This window comes from Roseateles sp. T103 (genome assembly GCF_057219915.1).
Genome location: NZ_JBXVVS010000003.1, coordinates 206,086 through 218,799, shown reverse-complemented (window position 1 = coordinate 218,799; position 12,714 = coordinate 206,086). Strand labels below are relative to the sequence as shown.

Genomic DNA, 12,714 nt, shown 5'->3' with positions numbered 1-12,714 from the left:
ATGCAAAACGTGGATCGGCGAGCGTCGTTGTGGGGGCGGAACAGCGCCCCGGGTTCGAGCCTGGCGCCGCGGCATCTGGCCGCAGCGTCGCAACGCTCCTCGAACGTGGCGGATTTTACGCGCGCCACCCGGTCCGGATCGGCGCCGCTCAAGCCCGGCCCCCGGGACGCCGACAATCACGATGAGAGATGATGCGCCCCAGCCGGCCATCGACCGACTGATCTGCAGTAGCCGCGAGCCCCCTTGGAACTGATCCACCTCCCTCCATCCGCCCTGCGCTTCGGCCAGGTGCTGGAGTTCTCCATCTACGATGCCGGCGGCAAGCTGCTGCTGGCGCGCGGCCAGGTGCTGCGCAACACGCCGCTGGGACAGCAGCTGATCGCCAACGGCGGCTGGGTGCAGCCCCATGAAACCAAGGAGTACCAGCGCGCCGTCGCCCATCAGGCTGACACGCTGATGCACCGGGGCGCGACGCTGGGTGCAATCGCCTCGGCCCGTCCGGACTACAAGTACGAGCGGCCGCCGACGCCGCAGTTCACCGGCCTGCAGGCCTGGGCCGACCTGCAGCTGCGCGCGCACAGCCTGCTGCGCGATCCGCGGCCCGAAGACTTCCTGCGCCGCTTCGACGAACTGCTGCAGGACATGCAGGGCCGCCTGCAGCAGCAGCCGGATGCGACGCTGCTGCTGCTGATCTTCGAGGCCGGCCAGAGCTACGAGCACTACAGCGCCCGGCACGGCCTGCTGACGATGGCGCTGGCCGAGCTGTGCGCCCGCCAGCTCGGCTGGGCCGAGGATCTGCGCGAGGTGCTCGCCCGTGCCGCCTTGTCGATGAACATCGCCATCACCACGCTGCAGGACCGGCTGGCCGCACAAACGGACCGCATGAGCGAGCTGCACCGCCGCGAAGTCGCCAGCCATGGCGACCGCGGCGCCGAGTTGCTGCGCAGCCTGGGCGTGCAGGATTCGCTGTGGCTGCAGGTGGTGCGGCTGCACCACGAAGCCGGCCCAGGCCCGCTGGAGGGCCGCAGCATGCCCGAGCAGATGGCCCGCCTGCTCAAGCGTGCCGACATCTACGCGGCGCGCCTGAGCCCGCGGCGCACGCGCAAGGCGCTGTCCGCGGCGCAGGCGGCGCGCGCGGTCTATCACGACGAGATGCAGCAGCCCGATGCGGTGGGCAACACGCTGATCAAGGCCATTGGTCTGTACCCGCCCGGCGCGCTGGTGCGCCTGGCCAGCGGCGAGGTCGGCATCGTGATCAAGCGCGGCCACAGCGCCAACGAGCCCATCGTCGCCTCGCTGCTGGGCAAGAGCGGCGCGCCGTGGAGCGAACCGGTGCGCCGCGACACCCGCCTGGCCGCGCAGGCCATCACGGCCTGCCTGGCGCCTCACGAGCTCAAGCTGCTGGTCAGCCTGGAGAGGCTGCTGAAGCTCTGAACGCCCGAGCGCTCAGGCGGCGGCCGGTATCAGCTCACTGAAGAATTTGTGGCCGCAGGCCCGCGGCTTGTAGGCCGAGACGCTCTTGGCGATGGCCGCGATATGCGCCGGCGTCGTGCCGCAGCAGCCGCCGGCGATATTGAGGAAGCCCGCCTGCGCGAACTCGCCCACCAGGCGCGCGGTGACGTCCGGCGTCTCGTCGAAGCCGGTGTCACTCATCGGGTTGGGCAGGCCGGCGTTCGGATAGCAGCTGATCGCCGTGTCGCCCGCCGCCTTGGCCAGCTCCTCGATATACGGGCGCATCAGCGTGGCGCCCAGCGCGCAGTTCAGGCCCACCGCCAGCGGACGCGCATGGCGCACCGAATGCCAGAAGGCCGTCACCGTCTGGCCGGAGAGGATGCGACCCGAGGCATCGGTCACCGTGCCGGAGATGATCACCGGCAGGCGCTCGCCGCTGTCTTCCATCAGCTCGTCCAGCGCAAAGATCGCCGCCTTGGCGTTCAGCGTGTCGAAGATGGTCTCGACCAGGAACAGGTCCGCGCCGCCGTCCAGCAGGCCCTTGCCCTGCTCGTAGTAGGCGGCCTTGAGCGTGTCGAAATCGATATTGCGCGCGCCGGGGTCATTGACGTCGGGGCTGATGCTGGCCGTGCGCGGCGTCGGGCCCAGGGCGCCAGCGACGAAGCGCGGCTTGTCGGGCGTCGAGTACTTGTCGCAGGCGGCGCGCGCCAGCTTGGCGGCCGCCACATTCATCTCGTAGGCGATGCCAGCCAGGTCGTAGTCCTCCTGCGCCACCGAGGTGGCGCCGAAGGTGTTGGTCTCGATGATGTCGGCGCCTGCAGCGAGGTACTGCTCGTGGATCTCGCTGATCACCTCGGGCTTGGAGAGCACCAGCAGGTCGTTGTTGCCCTTCAGATCCTTGGGATGATCGGCAAAGCGCGCGCCCCGGTAGTCCTGCTCGCCGAGCTTGTAGCGCTGGATCATCGTGCCCATCGCGCCGTCCAGAATGACGATGCGCTGTTGCAGAATGTCGGGCAATGAGGCGCCGCGCGTGTAGCGCACGGCCGGAGGCTGGACCTGATTCATGCCTTCATTGTAGGAGGGCGGGCTGTTCCGGACCCGCCCTGCGGTGTCTCGCAACCCTTCCCGCCGATGAAGCACCTTTCGCCCAAAGAGGCTCACGCCTTTCTCTCGCAGCACCCCGAAGCGCTGTTCCTGGACATACGCATGGAGCTCGAGTACCTCTATGTCGGCCACCCGCCGGGCGTCGTGCACGTGCCCTGGTACGAGTACCCGGAGATGAAGTCCGACCCCGAGCGCTTCGTGCGCCAGGTCAGGCAGGAGGCCGGCGAAGACCTCAGCCGGCCGGTGGTGCTGCTGTGCCGCTCCGGTGCGCGCACCATTCCTGCGGGTCAGGCGCTGGAGGCTGCCGGGTTCACCGAGGTGATCAACGTGCTGCACGGCTTCGAGGGCGACCGCGACGACAACTTCCAGCGCGGCACACTCAACGGCTGGCGTCACGACGGCCTGCCCTGGGAACAGATGTAGCCGGCTCAGCTCGGCAGCGCCAGCACCACGGCCGCTGCCGGCAGCAGCGCCCAGGCCTCGCCGCGCAGGCGCAGGCCGCTGGCCGGGCCGCAGAAACCGACGACCACCTCGCCGCCGGGCAGCTTGAGCGCCACCTCGCCGCCCTCGCGCGCGCGGCTGGTCCGCTCCACCCGGCCCAGCAGGCAGTTCTCCGTCCCACCAGTCTGGTCGGCCGGGGTGGCGCTGACCTCCACCGCCGTGGCCTTGAAGAGGGCCAGCAGCCCCTGCCCCGCTGCCAGACCGAGCAGCTGCGCGCTTTCACGGGTGATGCGCGCATGCAGCAGGCTGCCATCGGCCAACGCCACGCTGGCGCGCAAGGCGCCGCGTTCGGGGTGCAGGCGGTACAGCGTGCAGGGCAGCTGGTTGCGCATGCTGGTGCGCAGCGACAGGCCTCGCGGCAGCACTGGTGCAGACTGGGCTGCAGGAGGTGCGAGCGCCGCACGGCGCGCCTGTTCCAGCCTCGCGGCCGCTTGCAGCAGCTGTTCGCCCGCCGGCGTGAGCTTGGCGCCGCCACCGCCGCTGCCGCCCACCGCCTTCTCCACCAGCGCGGCACCGGCCAGATTGCCCAACGTATCGATCGCCTGCCAGGCCGCCTTGTAGCTGACCCCGCAGTGCCGCGCCGCTGCCGAGATCGAGCCGGTCTCGCCCACCGCGCGCAGGATCTCCACGCGCTTGTCGATCAGCGGGTGGGCCAGGGCCTGGTGCAGGCTGGACGATGGTCGCTTGGGCATGGATGGGGCTGGCTATACTTTCGCTATTCCTTCCATGAATAGCGAGTTCGCGATGACGGCATTGTGGCGGATGGCGGCCGGGCTGGCGCTGTCCTTCGGCGCCCTCGCTGTGGCGCAGGCAGCTCAGGTGCGCGTCGCAGTGGCAGCCAACTTCAGCGCGCCGATGCGCGAGATCGCTGCCGCCTTCGAGCGCGACAGCGGCCACGAGGCGGTGCTCGCCTTCGGCGCCACCGGCGCCTTTGCCGCGCAGATCCGCAACGGCGCGCCTTTCGACCTGCTGCTCGCCGCCGATCAGCGCACGCCGGAGCAGCTGGTCGCCGAGGGCAACGCGGTCCCGACCAGCCGCTTCACCTATGCGATCGGCCGCCTGGTGCTGTGGAGCGCACAGCCCGGTGTCGTCGATGCGCGCGGCGAGGTGCTGAAGCAGCCTCAGCGCTTCGCGCGCCTCGCCGTGGCCAACCCCAAGCTGGCGCCCTATGGCCAGGCCGCGATGGAAACGATGGACAAGCTGGGGGTGCTGGAGGCGCTGCGGCCCAAGCTCGTGCAGGGCGAAAGCATCGCCAAGACGCTTCACTTCGTCGCCAGCGGCAACGCCCAGCTCGGCTTCGTCGCGCTCGCGCAGGTGCAGGCGGACGGCAAGCTCAGCAGCGGCTCGGCCTGGATCGTGCCCGCCGAGCTGCATGCGCCGATTCGCCAGGATGCGGTGCTGCTGCAGCGCGGTCGCGACAACGTGGCGGCCACCGCGCTGCTCAGCTATCTGCGCAGCGAGCCGGCGCGGCGCATCATCGCTGCCTACGGCTACGGGCACGAGCGATGAGCGACTGGTTCGGCCCCGATGCCTGGCCGGCGCTGGCGCTGACGCTCAGGCTGGCGACGTTGACCACGCTGCTGCTGCTGCTCATCGCCACGCCGCTGGCCTGGTGGCTGGCCAACAGCCGCTCGCGCTGGCAGGCCCTGGTGGGCGCGCTGGTGACGCTGCCGCTGGTGCTGCCGCCCACGGTGCTGGGCTTCTATCTGCTCGTCGCGCTGGGCCCGCAGGGGCCGTTGGGCCAGTTCACGCAGGCGCTGGGCCTGGGCACGCTGTCGTTCAGCTTCAGCGGACTGCTGATCGGCTCGCTGGTCTACTCGCTGCCCTTCGCGGTGCAGCCCATCCAGCGCGCCTTCGAGGCCATGGGCCCGCGGCCGATGGAGGTGGCCGCCACGCTGCGCGCCAGTCCGCTGGATGCCTTCTTCAGCGTCGCGCTGCCGATGGCGCTGCCGGGCCTGCTCAGCGCCGCGGTGCTGAGCTTTGCCCACACCATCGGCGAGTTCGGCGTGGTGCTGATGATCGGCGGCAACATCCCCGGCCAGACCCGCGTGCTCTCGACGCTGATCTACGGCCATGTCGAGGCGATGGAGTATGCGCAGGCCCATGCGCTGGCGGCGGCGATGCTGCTGTTCTCCTTCGTCGTGCTGGTGGCGCTGAATCTGCTGAACCGGCGCGGCAGCCGGGTGCTGGCATGAGCCAACGGACCGGCGAGCACGACGGTGAAGTCCGGCTGCAGCTGCAGCGGCCGGGCTTTGCGCTGGATGTCGCGTTTGCCCTGCCCGGGCAGGGCATCACCGCGCTGTTCGGCGTCTCCGGTTCTGGCAAGACCACGGTGCTGCGCAGCATCGCCGGGCTCGAGCGCGCAGCGCGCGGTCTGGTGCGCCTGGGCACCGAGACCTGGCAGGACGATATGCAGGGCCTGTTCGTGCCCACCTGGCGCCGTCCGCTGGGCTATGTGTTCCAGGAAGCCAGCCTGTTCGAGCATCTCGATGTGCAGGGCAATCTGCGCTACGGCCTCAAGCGCAGCGGCGACGCGGCGCAGGGCGAGGCGACGCTGGCCCAGGCGATAGCGCTGCTCGGCATTGCCCATCTGCTGCAGCGCCGGCCAGCCGAGCTTTCCGGCGGCGAGCGCCAGCGCGTGGCCATCGCGCGTGCGCTGGCGACCCGGCCGCGCCTGCTGCTGCTCGATGAGCCGCTGGCCGCGCTGGATGCCGCGCGGCGCCAGGAGATCCTGCCCTGGCTGGAGCGCCTGCGCGACGAGCTGGCACTGCCCATGCTCTACATCAGCCACTCCGCCGAGGAGGTGGCACGGCTGGCGCAGCAGCTCGTCGTGCTGCGCGAAGGCCGGGTGCTCGCCCAGGGCCCGGTCGGCGACGTGATGAGCGGCGACGCAGCCGGCGAGCTCTTCGGCGAGGAGATGGCCTCGCTGATCGAGGGCCGCATTGCTGCCCGCGACGCCGCCTATGCGCTGATGCGCGTGGACTTCGCCGGCGGCAGCGTCTGGCTGCGTGACCAGGCGCAGCTCGCAATCGGGCACCCGGTGCGCCTGCGCCTGCTGGCGCGCGATGTCAGCGTCACGCTGGACGAGCCACAGCGCAGCAGCGTGCAGAACCACTGGCCTGGCCGGGTCGAAGCCATCCTGCCCGACGGCCATCCCGCGCAGGTGCAGCTGCGCCTGCGCTGCGGCGACACAGCGGTGATCGCGCGCCTGACCCGGCGCGCGGTTGACCAGCTGGCGCTGTCACCGCAGCAGGCGGTCTGGGTGCAGGTGAAGTCCGCCGCCCTGGTCGGCTAGGGCCGATCGACTGCACAGCGACGGCCTGCGCCGCTTCAGCTCTTGCCGCCCGGCAGCTCGGTACGCGCCACTGCCATGCGGTTGCGTCCACCGCGCTTGGCCTCGTAGAGCGCCTGGTCGGCGGCTTCCAGCAGGGCTTGCGAATCGCGTCCGGCTTTCGGATAGACGGCGATGCCGATGCTGACCGAGAACGGCGTGCGTATGCCCTCCATCGGCTCGCGCAGCGCAGCCAGCAGGCGGCTGGCCGTTTCCAGCGCGCTGAGTTCGTCGGCATCGCAGAGCAGCACCCAGAACTCGTCGCCGCCGCTGCGCGCGGCGACATCCGATGCACGCAGCGTGCCCTGCAAGCGTCGCGCCACCCCCTGCAGCAGCTGGTCGCCGCGCGCATGGCCCTCCGCATCGTTGACAGCCTTGAAGTTGTCCAGGTCCAGGGCGAGCAGCGCCAGGCGGCCGGACTCGCGCTGCGCCCGGGCAATCTGGAACTGCAGGAGTTCCAGAAACAGCGCCCGGTTGGCTAGCCCGGTCAGCGGGTCATGGTCGGCCCGGTGACGCACTTCGGCCATCAGCTCGGCGGCCTTGAGGATGGCCTGGCCCACCGCCTCGGCTTCGCGGATCTGCACCGCCGGCAGACCCACCGGGCCACCCTGTCCCAGGGCCAGCGCGGCGGCATTGAGCTGCTGCACCGAGCTGAGCACACGACTGGCCAGGCGCCAGGCCAGCCACAGGCCGATGCCGAACAGCGTCAGCGCAGCGAGCAGGATGCCGAGCATGCGATAGAGATCGGCCTCCAGCGCCGCCCGCGGCGCCCCGACTGCAACGGTCCAGCCCGAGTACGGCCCGCGCTGGTACGAGCTCAGCACCCGCATGCCTTCCTTGGTCAGCGACTCGCCCGCGCCGCTGGCCGGGTTGGCGGCCAGGCGCGCACGCAGTTCCGCCGTGGCCTTCTGGCCGACGAAGCGCTCGGCGTCCCGGCTGCGCGCCACGATGTTGCCTGCGCCGTCGATCAGCGCCACCAGCCAGCCTTCGGGCAAAGCCTGGCGCATGAGGATCTCGTTGAGCCGTTGCGGGTCCAGGCCGATGTTGAGGCTATAGACCACCGCCCCGTCTCGAGTCACCGGCACCCCCATCGCGATCGCCGGCTTGCCGGTCAGCGGGCCGATGAACATATCGGTCAACACCGGCTGCGCCGAGGCAAAGACGCGCTGCAGCTGCGGCGGGGTGCCCTGGGCCGGCAACGGGCTGCCCCAGGGACGCAGCGTGTTGAGCAGCTGGCGCCCCTGCGCATCGGTGAGGATGTAGTTGTAGACCAGCTGCGAGGGCAGCGCATCGCGCGCCGTCTGGTGGAAGGCTGCCAGATCGCCATAGCGCAGCGACTGGGCGGTGGCCAGCACGCGCAGGCCCGATTCGATCGAGGCCAGCTCGCGATCCACCTCGGCCGAGATCTGCCGCGCCAGGCCGCCGGTCACGCCGTAAACGCGCTCCTCATGCAGGCGGTAGTTGTCCTGCACGAGATAGCTGGCCACCGCCAATGCCGGCAGCACGCACAAAGCCACCAGCCACAGCAGGCTGCTGCGCAACGAATAGCGGCGCAGGCCAGTCGCCGCGGCACTGCCGTCGCCAGGTGCGTCGGTCGCTATGGTCAAGACGGCTGCGCCTTCTTGACTTCGTGCAGCCTTGTTCTGCCTCACATCGAGCACGGCCCTGCCTCCCTGAGATGGGTACATCCGCAAGACAATGCCCCCTGCGCTGGACCGCAGGGAACCGACGTGGCCACCCCGTCTCTAGAGAACGGTGACGGCAGCCGCGCATGCCGCCGAGTCTAGCGGAGGCCGCAGCGGCCCGGGGGCCGGGCTTGTGCAAAGGCAGGGGGATTTGCGGTCAGGGCTGGCGAAGCGCGCGGGCGGCTCGCTCGGTGCGACCTCTGCCCTCCCGCTTGCAGGCGGTCGGGGCTTCGGCAGGCGTCGCACAGTGCGCAGGCACTGTGCTCGGTCCGACCTCAGTCCTCGAGCATCAGCAGGGCTTCGTCGCGCCAGTACTCGGCCGCCGAGTAATAGCCCTCCCAGACGCAGCCCGTGCAGCCGCGACCGCAGCAGCCCACCGGCTCGGGAGGCGGCTCGCGCAGCTCGACACCGCGGCTCGCAGCCTGCCGCCGCAGGTGCTCGAACACCGCGAGGGCGGTCTCGCGGTCGGTGATGGGAAAGTTCACGGCTGTATCGGTCGCATGACGGGCCGCCAGCATAGCGGCCGCGTCGAAACCCTGCAGCGGGCCGTGATCAGAGCAGGCCGCCGACAGGTCCGCTCTCGAACAGACCCTCGAAAAGCGCGGTGCTCAGGTAGCGCTCGCCCGAGTCGGGCAGCACAACGACGATGGTCTTGCCGGCGTTCTCGGGTCGCTTGGCCAGCCGTACCGCAGCGGCAGTGGCTGCACCGCAGGAGATGCCTGCCAGGATGCCCTCTTCGCGCGCGAGCCGGCGCGCATAGTCGAGCGCCTCCTCGTTGCTGACCTGCTCGACGCTATCGATCAGTGACAGGTCCAGCACCTCGGGCACGAAGCCGGCGCCAATGCCCTGGATCTTGTGCGGACCGGGTGCGAGCGCCTGCCCGGCGCGGGTCTGGCTCAGCACCGGACTGGCCTCGGGCTCGACGGCGACCGCCTGAATGGCGCGGCGCTGGCTCTTCTTCAGGTAGCGCGTCACGCCGGTGATGGTGCCGCCGGTGCCCACGCCAGCCACGAAGATGTCGATCTTGCCGCCGGTGTCCTCCCAGATCTCCGGGCCGGTGGTGGCCTCGTGAATGGCCGGGTTGGCCGGGTTCTTGAACTGCTGCAGCAGCACGTACCTGTCCGGATCGCTGGCAACGATCTCCTCGGCCTTGGCGATCGCGCCCTTCATGCCCTTGGCGCCCTCGGTCAGTACCAGCCTGGCGCCATAGGCGAGCAGCAGCTTGCGCCGCTCGATGCTCATCGTGTCGGGCATGGTCAGCGTGACCGGGATGCCGCGCGATGCGGCGACGAAGGCCAGCGCAATGCCGGTGTTGCCGCTGGTCGGCTCGACGATTTCCTTGCCCGGGACCAGCAGCCCGCGCTTCTCGGCATCCCAGACCATCGCCGCGCCCAGGCGGCACTTCACCGAATAGGCCGGGTTGCGGCCCTCGATCTTGGCCAGCACGGTCGCAGCAGCACCGCCCGTGATGCGGTTCAGGCGCACCAGCGGCGTACGGCCGATGGACAGCGAGTTGTCGTCGTAGATGCGGGTCATGCAGTCCTCGTTGCGGCCGTCAATTGCCGGCGTAAGGCTGCCGAGCGTGCCACAGCCGCGGCAGGGATCAAAGACGTTTTTCGAGATTGCTTATGCACACCAGGGGCATCGCGGCGCAGTGCGGCGACTGCCGCTGCCGCGCGGGCAGAGCGGCCCGATCGCCCGGATCACGGCTGCGGTCCTGCCGGAGCTGTCCGTCGCGGTCGTGCTCACAGGCCGCCGAAGACCTTCTTCAAGATCGCGCTGCCGGTGCCCACCGGGTCGCGGCGGATCTTCTTCTCTTCCTCGCCGATCATCAGGAAGAGCCCGTCGAGCGCGCGACGCGTCACATAGCTCTGGATATTGGCGTCCTCAGGCTTGACCAGGCCGAAGCTCATCGCCTTGCCAGCCACGGCGTTGTACTTGTCGGCCAGCGCCACCTTTTCGGTGGCCTTGCTGACGATGGGCAGGAACTTGTCGGTCAGCGGCGCGCGCGTCTTGCGCGCGAAGAACTGAGTCACCGCGTCGTCGCCGCCGCGCAGGATCTGCAGGCCGTCCTCGACGCTCATGCTCTTCACCGCATTGACCAGCAGCGGCCTGGCCGCCGGCACCGCGGACTCGGCGGCGCGGTTCATCGCGGTAACCAGCTCCTCGACCTTGTGGCCCTGGCCCATGGCCTTGAGCACCTTGGCCGCGTCCTTCAGATAGCCGGGCAGCTCGATGCGCACCAGCGGATTGCCGAGGAAGCCGTCCTGGCGGCCGAGCAGACCGACAGCGGCATTGGCGCCACGCTCCAGCGCCGCGCGTATGCCGCTGGCGGCGTCGCCTTCGGTGAGCGCCCAGGCCGGCAGCGGCGCGGCCAGCAAGGCAAGGGCGACGGAGGAAAACTGGCGGCGCCTGATGGTCGGCATGACGGGGCACTCCTCAATGCGGGGCCTCATCTTGCCACCTCGGCCACGCAGCTCAGGCCATGCGTCCGGCCGCTTCGGCAGCGGAGCTGGCGTCGGGCTCGGCCAAGGACAGCACTTCCTGATCGATCGCGCCGAACACACTCTGGCCGTCGCGGCCCTTGGCGTCAATGCGCACGGTGTCGCCGAACTTCAGGTAATCGCTGCGCGCCTCGCCGCTCTCGATGATTTCCAGGCCGCGCTTCTCGGCGACGCTGCCGAAACCACGGAGCAGATCATCGTTGCCGACCGTACCCGCTCCGACCAGGCTGCCGGCACGCAGCGGCCGCAGCCGCGCGGCCTGCGCGATCAGCTCGCCGAAATGGAACTTCAGATCGCTGCCGCCGGCATCCAGCAGGCCGACCTTGCGGCCGTTCCACATCGTCTGCACATTGAGCTGCACGCGGCCCTTGTGCCAGGCCTCGCCCAGCTCGTCGGGCGTCACCGCCACCGGCGCGAAGGCCGTGGCCGGCCGGCTGTGCAGCAGGCCCTGGCCACCAGCCAGCTCGGCCGCCTGCAGGCTGCGCAGGCTCCAAGCATTGGCCAGCATCAGCAGGCGCACACCTTCGAGCGCCTGTGCGGCCGGCACGCCCTGCGGCAGGTCGCCGGTCAGCGCCACCAGGCCGGCGCCGAAGTCGATGCCCAGCGCTTCCGACGCGAAGCGCGCGCGCTGCTCGGCGCCGAGCAACTCGTCGCTGGCGCGCTGCGCCAGCAGCGGCTCGCGCGCGTCAGCAGCCTGCAGGCCGAGCGCCGCTGCCACGCGCTGCGCATGCGCCGGATAGGCGTTGCTCGCCTCGACATGATGAAAGGCGCGCGGCAGCGGCGCCATGCACAGCTTGGGATCGAAGGCGAAGGGATGACGCAGCCGGCCATGGTTCAGTCCGGTATAGATCTCGTCGAGCTGCGGCGCGATGAAGTTCCAGTCGTCGAGCAGCTGCTGCAGACGGGTGGCGATGCCGTTGGCGAAGTGCGCCGTGCTGAGGTCGCGCGAGACGACGATCAGTTGCCCGTCGAGCGATCCATCCTTGTAGGTGGCAAGTTTCATGTCATCGTGAGTGCTGTGGGTGCGCCGCGGCGGCTGGCGCTCCAGCATTGTCCGATGATCCGCCGCCCTGACCTGCCCGATCGCTCCGGCATCGCGCTGCTGCTGCGCCGCGGCCGGCCGGCGGCGCTTGCGCTGCTGCTCGCGCTGCTGGGTCATGCGGCGCTGCTGGCGCAGTGGCGCCTGCCGCCGATCAGCGTCGGCCAGGGCCTGGCGCCGGCGGCGCTGGCGGTACGCGTGGCCACCGCGCCAGCAGGATCGATGGCGCCTCCGCCTGTGCCCTCGGCCGCTCCGGCGTCGATGCGCGGCCAGCCGTCGCCCCCTCGTCAGAACCAGCCATCCACGCCTTCGACCCATCCACTTGCCGCGCAGACCGAGACACCCGCCAGGGTCGCCGCACTGCATCCACTGCCGCCGCAGAGCTGGACCTACCGGCTGGTCGAGCGCGGCCAGCAGGGGCAGGCGCTGCTGCACTGGCAAATCGACGAGGACAGCGGCCGTTACACGCTGCGCCTGGAACGCACACTGCCCGACCGCCCGACCACAGCCTGGCTCAGCACCGGCCGTGTCGATGCGGTGGCGGGGCTGCAGCCGGAGCGCTTCGCGACGCTGCGCCACGGCCGCGAGCAGCAGGCGACCAACTTCCGCCGCGAGCAGGGCCTGCTCAGCTATTCAGCCAGCACCGCGCTGCTGCCGCTGCCGACAGGCGTACAGGACCGCCTGAGCCTGTGGCTGCAGCTGGCGGCGCTGGCCCAGGGGCGGCACCCCCTTCATGCGGGGCTGGCGATGGCGATTCCGGTGGCCGGCCTGCGCGGTGCCGAACTGCCGCATTGGCGCTTCGTCGTCGAGACCGATGAACCGCTCGCAGTACCGGGCAGCGCCACCCCGATCAGCGCATGGCGCCTGGCGGGCTCGCCGGAGCAAGTGCCCGAGCAGCGGCTGGAACTCTGGCTGGCTCCGGCGCTGCACTACCTGCCGGTGCGCCTGCGCTGGAGCTGGGAAGGCCAAGAGCGTAGCGAACTTTTGCTGCTGTTCGACGCCCAACCGTGATCTTGTGACGCTCCTGCCACAGCACGGAAGACCTTGCTCTGACGAGTCGGGGGCGTTTCTGCCAGTATTTGGCCGTGGACAAGTGCA

13 protein-coding genes and 1 riboswitch are annotated in these 12,714 nt (G+C 70.2%); of the genes, 6 read left to right on the top strand and 7 right to left on the bottom strand.

The window, feature by feature from the left end; translation table 11 throughout:
- Nucleotides 1–12: 12 nt before the first annotated feature.
- Nucleotides 13–107: riboswitch (S-adenosyl-L-homocysteine riboswitch) on the bottom strand.
- Nucleotides 108–243: 136 nt separating this feature from the next.
- On the top strand, nt 244–1,434 hold the full coding sequence (locus tag AC2EBS_RS11285; protein ID WP_484728518.1) for an HD-GYP domain-containing protein: 1,191 nt from the start codon (nt 244–246) through the stop codon (nt 1,432–1,434).
- Between the two features lie 12 nt (nt 1,435–1,446).
- Here the strand turns inward: AC2EBS_RS11285 and AC2EBS_RS11280 are convergent, their stop codons facing one another.
- Complete coding sequence (locus AC2EBS_RS11280) at nt 1,447–2,517, bottom strand: homocysteine S-methyltransferase family protein (RefSeq protein ID WP_484728517.1); 1,071 nt, start codon at nt 2,515–2,517, stop codon at nt 1,447–1,449.
- Between the two features lie 66 nt (nt 2,518–2,583).
- Between AC2EBS_RS11280 and AC2EBS_RS11275 the strand changes: the two genes are divergently transcribed.
- Nucleotides 2,584–2,979, top strand: a complete 396-nt coding sequence (locus AC2EBS_RS11275; RefSeq protein ID WP_484728516.1) for a rhodanese-like domain-containing protein — start codon at nt 2,584–2,586, stop codon at nt 2,977–2,979.
- A 5-nt stretch (nt 2,980–2,984) separates the two neighbouring features.
- Here AC2EBS_RS11275 and AC2EBS_RS11270 read toward each other — a convergent pair whose 3' ends face one another.
- Nucleotides 2,985–3,749, bottom strand: coding sequence for a TOBE domain-containing protein (locus tag AC2EBS_RS11270; RefSeq protein ID WP_484728515.1), 765 nt, complete (start codon nt 3,747–3,749; stop codon nt 2,985–2,987).
- 52 nt (nt 3,750–3,801) lie between these two features.
- Between AC2EBS_RS11270 and modA the strand changes: the two genes are divergently transcribed.
- The 3 genes from modA to modC are packed head-to-tail and all read left to right on the top strand — an operon-like array spanning nt 3,802 to nt 6,352.
- On the top strand, nt 3,802–4,566 hold the full coding sequence (modA, locus tag AC2EBS_RS11265; protein WP_484728514.1) for a molybdate ABC transporter substrate-binding protein: 765 nt from the start codon (nt 3,802–3,804) through the stop codon (nt 4,564–4,566).
- Nucleotides 4,563–5,252 carry a molybdate ABC transporter permease subunit gene (gene modB, locus AC2EBS_RS11260; protein ID WP_484728513.1) on the top strand — a complete coding sequence of 230 codons (690 nt, stop codon included), beginning with the start codon at nt 4,563–4,565 and terminating at the stop codon, nt 5,250–5,252. The genes modA and modB overlap by 4 nt, the downstream gene beginning before the upstream one ends.
- On the top strand, nt 5,249–6,352 hold the full coding sequence (gene modC / locus AC2EBS_RS11255; protein ID WP_484728512.1) for a molybdenum ABC transporter ATP-binding protein: 1,104 nt from the start codon (nt 5,249–5,251) through the stop codon (nt 6,350–6,352). Before modB ends, modC begins: the two co-directional genes overlap by 4 nt.
- Nucleotides 6,353–6,387: 35 nt before the next feature.
- Here the strand turns inward: modC and AC2EBS_RS11250 are convergent, their stop codons facing one another.
- From AC2EBS_RS11250 to AC2EBS_RS11230, 5 genes are all read right to left on the bottom strand, one after another.
- Nucleotides 6,388–7,995, bottom strand: coding sequence for a diguanylate cyclase domain-containing protein (locus AC2EBS_RS11250; RefSeq protein ID WP_484728511.1), 1,608 nt, complete (start codon nt 7,993–7,995; stop codon nt 6,388–6,390).
- Between the two features lie 353 nt (nt 7,996–8,348).
- Entirely contained in the window at nt 8,349–8,558 is a 210-nt protein-coding gene (locus tag AC2EBS_RS11245) for an oxidoreductase-like domain-containing protein (protein WP_484728510.1), read from the bottom strand.
- 67 nt (nt 8,559–8,625) lie between these two features.
- Nucleotides 8,626–9,609 carry a cysteine synthase A gene (gene cysK / locus AC2EBS_RS11240; protein ID WP_484728509.1) on the bottom strand — a complete coding sequence of 328 codons (984 nt, stop codon included), beginning with the start codon at nt 9,607–9,609 and terminating at the stop codon, nt 8,626–8,628.
- A 209-nt stretch (nt 9,610–9,818) separates the two neighbouring features.
- Entirely contained in the window at nt 9,819–10,490 is a 672-nt protein-coding gene (locus AC2EBS_RS11235; RefSeq protein WP_484728748.1) for a DUF4197 domain-containing protein, read from the bottom strand.
- 61 nt (nt 10,491–10,551) lie between these two features.
- A complete protein-coding gene (locus AC2EBS_RS11230) occupies nt 10,552–11,580 on the bottom strand; it encodes a fumarylacetoacetate hydrolase family protein (protein WP_484728508.1) in 1,029 nt (342 codons plus the stop codon).
- A gap of 54 nt (nt 11,581–11,634) precedes the next feature.
- On the opposite strand from AC2EBS_RS11230, the gene AC2EBS_RS11225 reads away from it, so the two are divergent.
- Nucleotides 11,635–12,627 carry a DUF3108 domain-containing protein gene (locus AC2EBS_RS11225; RefSeq protein ID WP_484728507.1) on the top strand — a complete coding sequence of 331 codons (993 nt, stop codon included), beginning with the start codon at nt 11,635–11,637 and terminating at the stop codon, nt 12,625–12,627.
- The last annotated feature ends 87 nt before the right edge of the window (nt 12,628–12,714 follow it).

Coding starts and splice junctions, on each gene's coding strand:
- AC2EBS_RS11280 (WP_484728517.1), bottom strand. CDS start 2,517: ATGAATCAGGTCCAGCCTCCGGCCGTGCGCTACACGCGCGGCGCCTCA.
- AC2EBS_RS11275 (WP_484728516.1), top strand. CDS start 2,584: ATGAAGCACCTTTCGCCCAAAGAGGCTCACGCCTTTCTCTCGCAGCAC.
- AC2EBS_RS11270 (WP_484728515.1), bottom strand. CDS start 3,749: ATGCCCAAGCGACCATCGTCCAGCCTGCACCAGGCCCTGGCCCACCCG.
- modA (WP_484728514.1), top strand. CDS start 3,802: ATGACGGCATTGTGGCGGATGGCGGCCGGGCTGGCGCTGTCCTTCGGC.
- modB (WP_484728513.1), top strand. CDS start 4,563: ATGAGCGACTGGTTCGGCCCCGATGCCTGGCCGGCGCTGGCGCTGACG.
- modC (WP_484728512.1), top strand. CDS start 5,249: ATGAGCCAACGGACCGGCGAGCACGACGGTGAAGTCCGGCTGCAGCTG.
- cysK (WP_484728509.1), bottom strand. CDS start 9,609: ATGACCCGCATCTACGACGACAACTCGCTGTCCATCGGCCGTACGCCG.
- AC2EBS_RS11230 (WP_484728508.1), bottom strand. CDS start 11,580: ATGAAACTTGCCACCTACAAGGATGGATCGCTCGACGGGCAACTGATC.
- AC2EBS_RS11225 (WP_484728507.1), top strand. CDS start 11,635: ATGATCCGCCGCCCTGACCTGCCCGATCGCTCCGGCATCGCGCTGCTG.